General features: G+C 66.2%; 9 protein-coding genes. 5 read left to right on the forward strand and 4 right to left on the reverse strand.

Annotated elements, in window-relative coordinates:
* Both VFC51_08245 and VFC51_08250 read right to left on the reverse strand, forming a co-directional pair.
* The coding region (locus tag VFC51_08245) for a hypothetical protein (GenBank protein ID HZT07008.1) at positions 1–402 on the reverse strand (402 nt) is incomplete at its 3' end.
* Positions 403–428: 26 nt separating this feature from the next.
* On the reverse strand, positions 429–1,601 hold the full coding sequence (locus VFC51_08250) for a M24 family metallopeptidase (GenBank protein HZT07009.1): 1,173 nt from the start codon (positions 1,599–1,601) through the stop codon (positions 429–431).
* Between the two features lie 71 nt (positions 1,602–1,672).
* Between VFC51_08250 and VFC51_08255 the strand changes: the two genes are divergently transcribed.
* The 5 genes from VFC51_08255 to VFC51_08275 all read left to right on the forward strand — a co-directional run bounded on the left by VFC51_08255 (position 1,673) and on the right by VFC51_08275 (position 6,787).
* The gene (locus tag VFC51_08255; protein HZT07010.1) at positions 1,673–2,656 is read left to right on the forward strand and encodes a hypothetical protein; all 984 of its coding nucleotides are present in this window, start codon (positions 1,673–1,675) and stop codon (positions 2,654–2,656) included.
* On the forward strand, positions 2,653–3,642 hold the full coding sequence (locus VFC51_08260; protein HZT07011.1) for an ABC transporter substrate-binding protein: 990 nt from the start codon (positions 2,653–2,655) through the stop codon (positions 3,640–3,642). Before VFC51_08255 ends, VFC51_08260 begins: the two co-directional genes overlap by 4 nt.
* Before the next feature lie 99 nt (positions 3,643–3,741).
* Entirely contained in the window at positions 3,742–4,647 is a 906-nt protein-coding gene (locus VFC51_08265; GenBank protein HZT07012.1) for a hypothetical protein, read from the forward strand.
* A 111-nt stretch (positions 4,648–4,758) separates the two neighbouring features.
* Positions 4,759–5,379, forward strand: a complete 621-nt coding sequence (locus VFC51_08270; GenBank protein HZT07013.1) for a DUF4118 domain-containing protein — start codon at positions 4,759–4,761, stop codon at positions 5,377–5,379.
* A gap of 52 nt (positions 5,380–5,431) precedes the next feature.
* A complete protein-coding gene (locus VFC51_08275) occupies positions 5,432–6,787 on the forward strand; it encodes a nicotinate phosphoribosyltransferase (protein HZT07014.1) in 1,356 nt (451 codons plus the stop codon).
* Positions 6,788–6,790: 3 nt separating this feature from the next.
* On the opposite strand, the gene VFC51_08280 is transcribed toward VFC51_08275, so the two are convergent.
* Both VFC51_08280 and VFC51_08285 read right to left on the reverse strand, forming a co-directional pair.
* Positions 6,791–7,384, reverse strand: coding sequence for a nicotinamidase (locus VFC51_08280; protein ID HZT07015.1), 594 nt, complete (start codon positions 7,382–7,384; stop codon positions 6,791–6,793).
* Between the two features lie 54 nt (positions 7,385–7,438).
* A partial coding sequence (locus tag VFC51_08285) for an MFS transporter (protein HZT07016.1) occupies positions 7,439–8,022 on the reverse strand: 584 nt, incomplete at its 5' end.

The raw sequence follows: 8,022 nt of genomic DNA on the forward strand, positions 1-8,022 counted from the left end.
CCCGGCTTTGAGGCCGGAGACGCCGATTCGTGCGCGCTCCATCCCCAGCTCGATCAGCGCCTCGGCCATCGCGTTCGCCCAGGAGCCGCGCATGCCACGGTTCGCCGGCCGCGCGTCCGTGATCCAGGCGTTCCCGGCACCTCGGTCGTTGATCACGATCGGGCCGCGGCCGTCCGTCGGCAGAACCACCGCCGCGTTGTCCATCTGAGTCAGGTAGCGGCAATCCGACCGCACGCCCCGGCGCGAGTCGGAGGAAAGATAGAGATTATCGGGATCGACCGTTTGCGGGACGAAAATGCAATCGAAGCCGGCCCGCCCGGCGTTCTCCCGAACGGTCTTCCACCGCCGATCGCGCTCCGCGACCGAGTAGCCGTTCCAAACTGCGTCCGCAGCAAGCTGCATGGGAAACCTCCGCTGTGCGAGGTGGTTCAGGAGTTGACGGACACCATGCCGTGAGGCCGGTGGAAGAGGACCTCACCGCCGGTCTTGGTCACGACGACGTCCCCGCCCCATACGAACTGGATGCGCTCATCGGCCGACATAGCGTACGGCTTCCAGACCCAGGCGTTGCCCTCTTCAATGCGCAGATCCCGAAGGTGCTCGCCACGGGCCCGGGGTGAGAGGAGGGGACCGTCGTCCCCGTAACCGCGGCCGTGCATTAGGATGAGCGTCTTGAGACCGCGCTTCGCGCCAAAGCCATTCACGACGTCCATGAGCTCTCCGAACGTCGTGCCTGGCTTCATCGCTTCGAGGCCCGCGTGGAACACATCCCGTTGAAGCTCGATCACCGGCTTCCAGTCGTCCGGGATGGACCCGAGGAGAATCGGCTGGTCCTCCTGGGCGATCTGCTGTCCCCACGACGCCGAGACCTCGTTCGCGATCATGTCGTTGCGCTCCAAGCGCTGGCCGATGGGTGGCTGCGTTTGGCGCCTGGGCTCGGGTCCGCCGATCGGGCCGACGTTTAGCGCAAGCGGATGGTACTCACTGCCCAGCGCCAGCATGCGTCCCATCACGCGCGCATAGAGCCCACCCAGGTCGGCGCCCGGGCGCGCCAGCTCGACCATCTCGTCGATCCCCGCTTCCGCGATGGCGGCGGCGTGGCGGAGACAAGCGATCTCCTCAGCGCTCTTGACGTAACGGACGAACCCCACGACGTCCGTGGCATCCTCGAATCGCGCATTGGGCAGTGCCCGGACGACCTCGGCAAAGCAGCTTGCGACGACGCAGCCGTCGGGACTGCGCGCGTGGCTGACCGTGCCGCCCCTCAACCCCACTACCCCAATGCGCCCGCGCTCCAGGCCGAGGTCCAAAAGAGCCCGAACCGTGGGCTGCGTCCACTCTCGGTTGGCCGCGCGCGTCTCGGGGACCCATTCGTTCGTGTCGCCCTGGTCGGTGATCACGACCGGCGGACCGCCGGTGGAAGACTGGACGAAAGCCGCCGGGCGGAGCTGGGTCAGGTACCGCGCATCGATTCCATTCCCCAAGGGCACGAGGATCCCGTCGAATCCTGCGCTTCTTGCCCGCGCCCGCGTGGCTTCCCATCTCCGGTCTCGCTCTGCCAGCGAGTAACCGCGCCAGGGACTGTCGGCTGGTGCCTCCATCGCGCGCCTCCACGGAGGATTGTGCTTCGACAGTGTATCCTTGATGCGCAACGTCTGTGGAGGGGTTCGTCATGGCCCAGATCGTCCTCGGTTTCGGCAGCTCCCACGGGCCCACGATTCGCACCCAGCCCGCCGACTGGGACAAGATCGCGGAGCGCGACAAGAAAGACCCGCGCTACGACTACGCGGCGCTCCTCGAAAAGGCGAGTCCCAGCATCGAGAACGAGCTGACGCTGGAAAAGAGGCAGCAGCGCTTTGATGCTTGCCAGGCTGCCATCGCTCGGCTGGCCGGTGTAGTGAAGGAGGCCGCGCCAGACGTGGTCGTCGTCATCAGCAACCAGCACTCGGTGCTTGGCGACGACGTGCTGCCGGTGATGAGCATCTATCGCGGCGAAGCGCTGTCAGACCGCGACAAGGACCAGCCCCGGGTCCGAGACGAGCGCACGATGCACCTCAGCGGGCCGCCGCCCGTAGAGGCGTGGCGCAAGCGCCACGAACCCCGAACCTATCCGTCCTACCCGCCGCTGGCAAATCATTTGATCGACAGCCTGATCGATCAGGAGTTTGACGTCGGCTCGTGGAGCGCCCTCCGCCCGGAGCACGGAATCGACGAGGCCTTCACCACCTTCTACGATTTCTACGATTCGACCTGCACGATCCCCATGGTCCCGCTGATGCTGAATCGATATCCACCGAGCCAGGCTCGGCCCGGTCGCTGCTTCGCCCTGGGCAGGGCGCTTCGGCGCGCCATTGAGAGCTGGGATTCGCCAATGCGCGTCGGCATCATGGCGTCGGGCGGGCTGAGCCACCAGGTGCTCGATGAGGAGCTCGACCACATGGTGATCGACGCGCTCCAAGAAAAGGACGTGGACGCCCTGAGCGCAATCCCGCGCGATCGGCTGAATCGCGGCCCGGGCACGCCCGAGATTCTCAACTGGATCACCGTAGCCGGCGCGATGGATCCCCAGACGATGACCCTTATTGACTACGTGCCCTGCTATCGGTCGCCGGCCGGCACCGGCCACGGAGTGACGTTCGGGTACTGGGCGCGATGAAGCTGCCCCTCACGCTCGCGTGCGGTGACTACGATCGGACGCGCGGCCTGCGCTTCGGGCTCGTCCAGGCGGAGGGGATCGATCTCAACTACCTTTGTATGCCCGTCGAAGAGACCTTCTGGCGCCAGGCACGGTCGCGGGAGTTCGACGCGTCCGAGATGTCCATGGGGTCGTATCTCATCCGTCGCGCTCGGGGGATCGACGACCTCATCGCCATCCCGGTCTTCCCGTCGCGAATGTTCCGACACGGCTATTACTTCATCCACGCCGGCTCCGGCATCAAGAGTCCGGAGGACCTCAAAGGGCGCAAAATGGGCGTCCCCGAGTACCAGATCACGGCGGCCATCTGGATGCGCGGGATCCTCGAGCACGACTTCGGGGTCTCGCCGCGCGACGTGCGCTGGTTTTCGGGTGGCCTCTTCGAGCCCGGCCGCATTGAAAAACAGCACATCACCTTGCCCGAGGGCGTAGTGCTGGAATCGATCCCCGAGGGCCGAACGTTAAGCGAGATGATCGCAACGGGCGAGGTGGAGGCGCTCATCACCGCCCGGGCGCCGCTTACCTTCCGCGACGGGACCAACCGCGTCGCCCGCCTCTTTCCCAGCTACCGGGAGCTGGAGCGCGATTACTTTCGACGCACCCGCATCTTCCCCATCATGCACACGGTCGTAATCAAGCGCGAAGTGCTGAGCGCCAACCCGTGGGTCGCCATGAACCTCTATAAGGCCTTCTGCGCGGCCAAGGCCGAATATCTCGCGAGCTTCGCCGACGATTCGGCCATGCGCCTGATGCTGCCCGGAATGACGGCGGAGCTGGAGGAAGCGCGGGACGTGATGGGTGAGGACTTCTGGCCCTACGGGCTGGAGCCAAACCGGCACGTGCTCCAGACGCTCATGGACTACGCGATAGAGCAGGGACTGCTGGAGCACCGGATGGCCCTCGACGACCTCTTCGCCCCCGAAACCCTCGAGACGTACCGCATCTAGCCCCACCCGGAACGTCCTCGGCCGGTCCGCCCCACGGGGTGGGGCTCGAAGCCTGCATTCCCGGCACGATATGAGCACTGCGTCTCGTGGAGCCGTGCCATGAAGGCTTCTCTCGCGACCGATCCGCGCTCGTCGCGCTATGGACCTCCCAGCCGGGCCGACGTGCTCCCCATCGTTCTGGCTGGAGTCGCGCTCGCCCTGCTTCTCGGCGCGCTCGCGTGGCTGCTCAACGGGTGGTCGTTCCCCCCGCCGGCGATCGCCGAAGGCCTCGGGTCCGGCCTCCTCCTCGTCGTGGCCTGGTCCCTCCGCGACGGACTCCTGCGTGGCGAGCCCCGCGTCGAGCAGGCCCGCCAAGTCTCGCTCTGGCTCCTCCTGGCTGGAGCCCTGTTGGCGCTCGCCGCCTTCCTCCAAGGTGTGGGGGCAGCCCTGATCTGGGCCTGCACGGCGGCCGTTGTATTCGACGCCTGGCTGCTCTTCGTGCTCGCCAGCACGGCGCGAGTCAGTCGCGAGGTCGAGGCCCCATTGCGGACGGTGGGAATCGGCCACGCGGGCAGGGCACTGATCATCTACCACTCGGCAGCCGGCGGACTCATGCGCGCGATGCAGGAGGCCTTCGCCGCTGGACTAGAAGAGCAGGGGTGGACCGTCGATCTGTCCACGGCGAGTCGAATCAGTCCCGACGACCTGGCGGCGTATCGCCTCCTGGTCATCGGGTCTCCGTGCTACAACCGGGGCGTCTCGCGCCCCGTGCGCGCGTATCTCGATCGCGTTGGGGACCTGAAGGGAATTCCCGTCGTGATCGTGGTGACGGGTTTTAACTACACCGAGCGGGCGATGGCCGTATTGCGAGCGCTTGTCGAGAGCCGACACGGTAACGTCGTGGACCAGATCGAGCTGTGGACCGCGCGGGAAAATGTCCCGAGATACGGCACGCGCGACCTTGCCGAGATCATGCGACGAGCCGGCGCATACCACGGCAAGCGCCTGAGGGCCTCGGCCGCGTAGCTGCGCGTTTCCCACCACCGCGGCGTGTGCTGTATCTTCGCGCTATGCCAATGTGGCATTCGGCACGCGGGCTGCGCGACCTTCGCGCCGCCGGGAAGTGGTGAGGCGAACGTGCGAGTCTCCATCTGGAACTACGGCTTTGCCGCCGTGGTCTTTTTCCTGGCGGCCGCCGCGAGTTACGGCGTGCACCTGGTCGTCGGGCCATTCCCGGCCGTCGGATACTTCGTCGCGATTGCATTCACGGCGGGCCGCGTGCCGTTTGGCCCCGTCGTGGTGATCGCCGCCCTCAGCGCCCTCGCCATCGATTTCTTCTATCTTCCTCCGATCTACTCCATCAACCCACTTCAGGATGTCGCGATCACGCTCGGCTTCCTGGCCGTGGCCCTCGTCGTGAAGCTGCTCAATGACCGGCTCAGGGATGCCGAGCGTTCCACGGCGCAGCTCGAAGGTGTGGTGTTCGCGGCGGGTGAGATGCGGGAACGTCTGAGTCCGCGTTTATCAGCGGCGGCTGGTGCGATCGACCTTGCCCTGTGCGATGAGCTTCCGGACGACATCCGCAAGCAGCTGCAGGTTGCTCGGGACAACCTCGACGTTGCCGAGGGGGACGTGAACCGGTTCCAGCAGGTGGGTCGGTTGGAAACGAGGGAATTGCCTTACGGGCGCATTCTCGACCTCGATCGGTCGACGGATCTCGGACCGCGCGGTGAGCCCGGTAAAATCCACCAGGAATGACCAAGAGCACAGAGACCGACCAGAGCGTTTCCGACGATTTGGCGGACCTCCAATGAAGCACGACGCCCCGGCATCCCCCCTCCTGGTCGACCTGTACGAGCTGACCATGGCCCAGAGCTACGTCGACGAGGGCATGGACGGCGATGCCGTGTTCAGCCTCTTCGTTCGGCGACTTCCGCCGGATCGCGGTTACTTGATAGCAGCGGGACTCGACGACGTGCTGACATATCTCGAGCACTATGCGTTCTCACCCTCGGACATCGCCTATCTGAGGTCCACTGGGCGGTTTACCGACCGACTGCTGCAACGCCTGAGCGGTCTACGATTCACGGGCTCGGTGCGCGCGATGCCGGAAGGAACCATCGTATTCGCCGACGAGCCGATCCTCGAGGTGCGCGCGCCCATGATCGAAGGGCAGCTCGTCGAGAGCCTCATCATCAACACGGTCCAGCTTCAGACGATGGTAGCGACCAAAGCCGCGCGTTGTGTGAGTGTGAGCGGGGGGCGGCAGCTCGTCGACTTCGCGCTGCGGCGAACCCATGGTCCGGAGACGAGCGTCTCGGTGGCCCGCGCCAGCTACGTCGCGGGGTTTGAGGGCACGAGCAACGTGCTTGCGGGGGAGCGCTACGGCATCCCCATAGCCGGAACCATGGCGCATTCGTATATCGAGGCGTTTCCCAGCGAGCTGGAAGCCTTCCGTGCATACGCGCGTGCCTATCCGGACTCGGCGGTGCTCCTGCTCGACACCTATGACACGTTGCAGGGCGCACGCAATGCCGCGATCGTTGGCAGGGAGCTAGCAGCGCAGGGTCACCACTTGCGCGGCGTCCGCCTCGACTCCGGGGACCTGGCGGAGCTGAGTCGCCAGGTGCGCGCGATCCTCGACGAAGCAGACCTCACGAGCGCCATCGTCTTCGCCAGCGGCAATGTCGATGAGTATGCCATCGAACAAGCCCTCGAGGCCGGTGCGTGCATCGATGGATTCGGCGTCGGCACGCGAATGGGAGTGTCCGAGGATCGTCCGTACCTGGACATCGCGTACAAGCTCGTGAGCTATGATGGGCGGCCGACACTGAAGCTCTCCGCCGAAAAGGTGAGCCTTCCAGGCGCGAAGCAGGTGTGGCGGCGGCGCGATGGCGAGTGCTACCAGGGCGACGTCATCGGGCTCGTTGGGGAATCGGGACCGAGGAACGCAACGGCTCTATTGCGGGAAGTCATGACTGACGGACGCCGCACCGCCGATGCTGAGCCCCTCGACGAGATTCGCGCCCGATGCCGAGACGAGCTCGCGCGGCTGCCCGGCGAGTTCCGCGCGATTCGTCGGCCGGCGCGGTACCCCGTTCGCCAATCCGATGCGCTTCTCGACCTTCAGCGCGATACGACGGCGGGGCTGACCGCGACCACGTGAGGATTAGGGCCGATCGGCGGCGGTTTCAAGGGCCGCAGTCGTCGTCAGCCGAGCGCCCGCGGCCACCATGTCCGACAGCGCGCGCTCGCCATCGCCCGGCTGCAGCTCAACAGGGCGGATGGCATCGGTGAGGACGAATGTCTCGAACCCATTCGCGACGGCCTCGATGGCCGTCGCCCGAACGCAGTAGTCGGTTGCGAGCCCTGCGATGAAGACGCGCTTGACGCCGCGCGCTCGGAGCCGGTCGGCCAGATCGGTGCCGGCGAAGCCAGAGTACCCGTCGAGCTGTGGGTCTGTGCCCTTGTCCACGGTTTCCTGGATGCCGGCCCGGTCCAGGCGCCGGTGGAATTCAGCGCCCTCCGTCCCCTGGATGCAGTGATACGGCCACGGGCCGCCGAAGGACTGGAAGAACCGGTGCTCCCGGGGGTGCCAGTCCCTTGTGGCTAGAACGTGGCGGAACTTCCGCATCGCGGCGTTGATCGGGTCGAATATTTCGTCGCCGTGGGGGACAGCAAGGCTCCCCCCGGGACAGAAGTCGTTTTGCGGATCCACAATGATCAGGGCGTCGTCGTCCAGAATCTCGATGCGATCGAGCACGCGGCCCACCCCATCAGTGCTACTCGATTGTACCCTCGCACGCGCCGATGGGGGTCAGGGGATGCCGGCCGGCTCGTCGCGGCGGACCGGCCGGCCCGAGCCACGCGGTTGCGCGGCGGTCACGAGGTTGACGAGCGTGGGAACGCGGACCGCCGTCAGGGCCACCGCCAGCACGCAAACGCCCGCGCCGATGGCGAGGGAGGAGCGAATCCCGACCAGCTCGGCCAGCGCGCCCGCCTCGAAGGATCCGAGCGGGCCCAGACCCCGCGTGCTGATCGCGTGCAGGCTCATCACTCGTCCGAGAAGCTCTCGCCGCGAGTGGAGCTGCAAGACCGTCGTGCGGAGGGCGCCGATCGTGACCGCGCCGGTGCCGGCCAAGAGCAGGATGGGCAGCTCCAGGCCAAACCAGGGGCAGTAGGCCATCGCCGCAACAGCGATGCTGTAGCCAATCGCCCCGAGGAGCATCAGGCGCCCGGTATGCGTGACGTGGCCGACAGATGCGAGGACGAGCGAACCGATGATCGTGCCTGCGCCGCTGGCGCTCTGGAGGAGCCCCAATCCCTGCGGGCCCGTCTCGAAGATGTCACGGGCAAAGATGACCAGCATGCTGTTGTACGATCCGAAGACGCTCAAAGTTC

It is taken from the genome of Chloroflexota bacterium (assembly GCA_035652535.1).
Classification (GTDB): Bacteria; Chloroflexota; UBA6077; order UBA6077; family SHYK01; genus DASRDP01.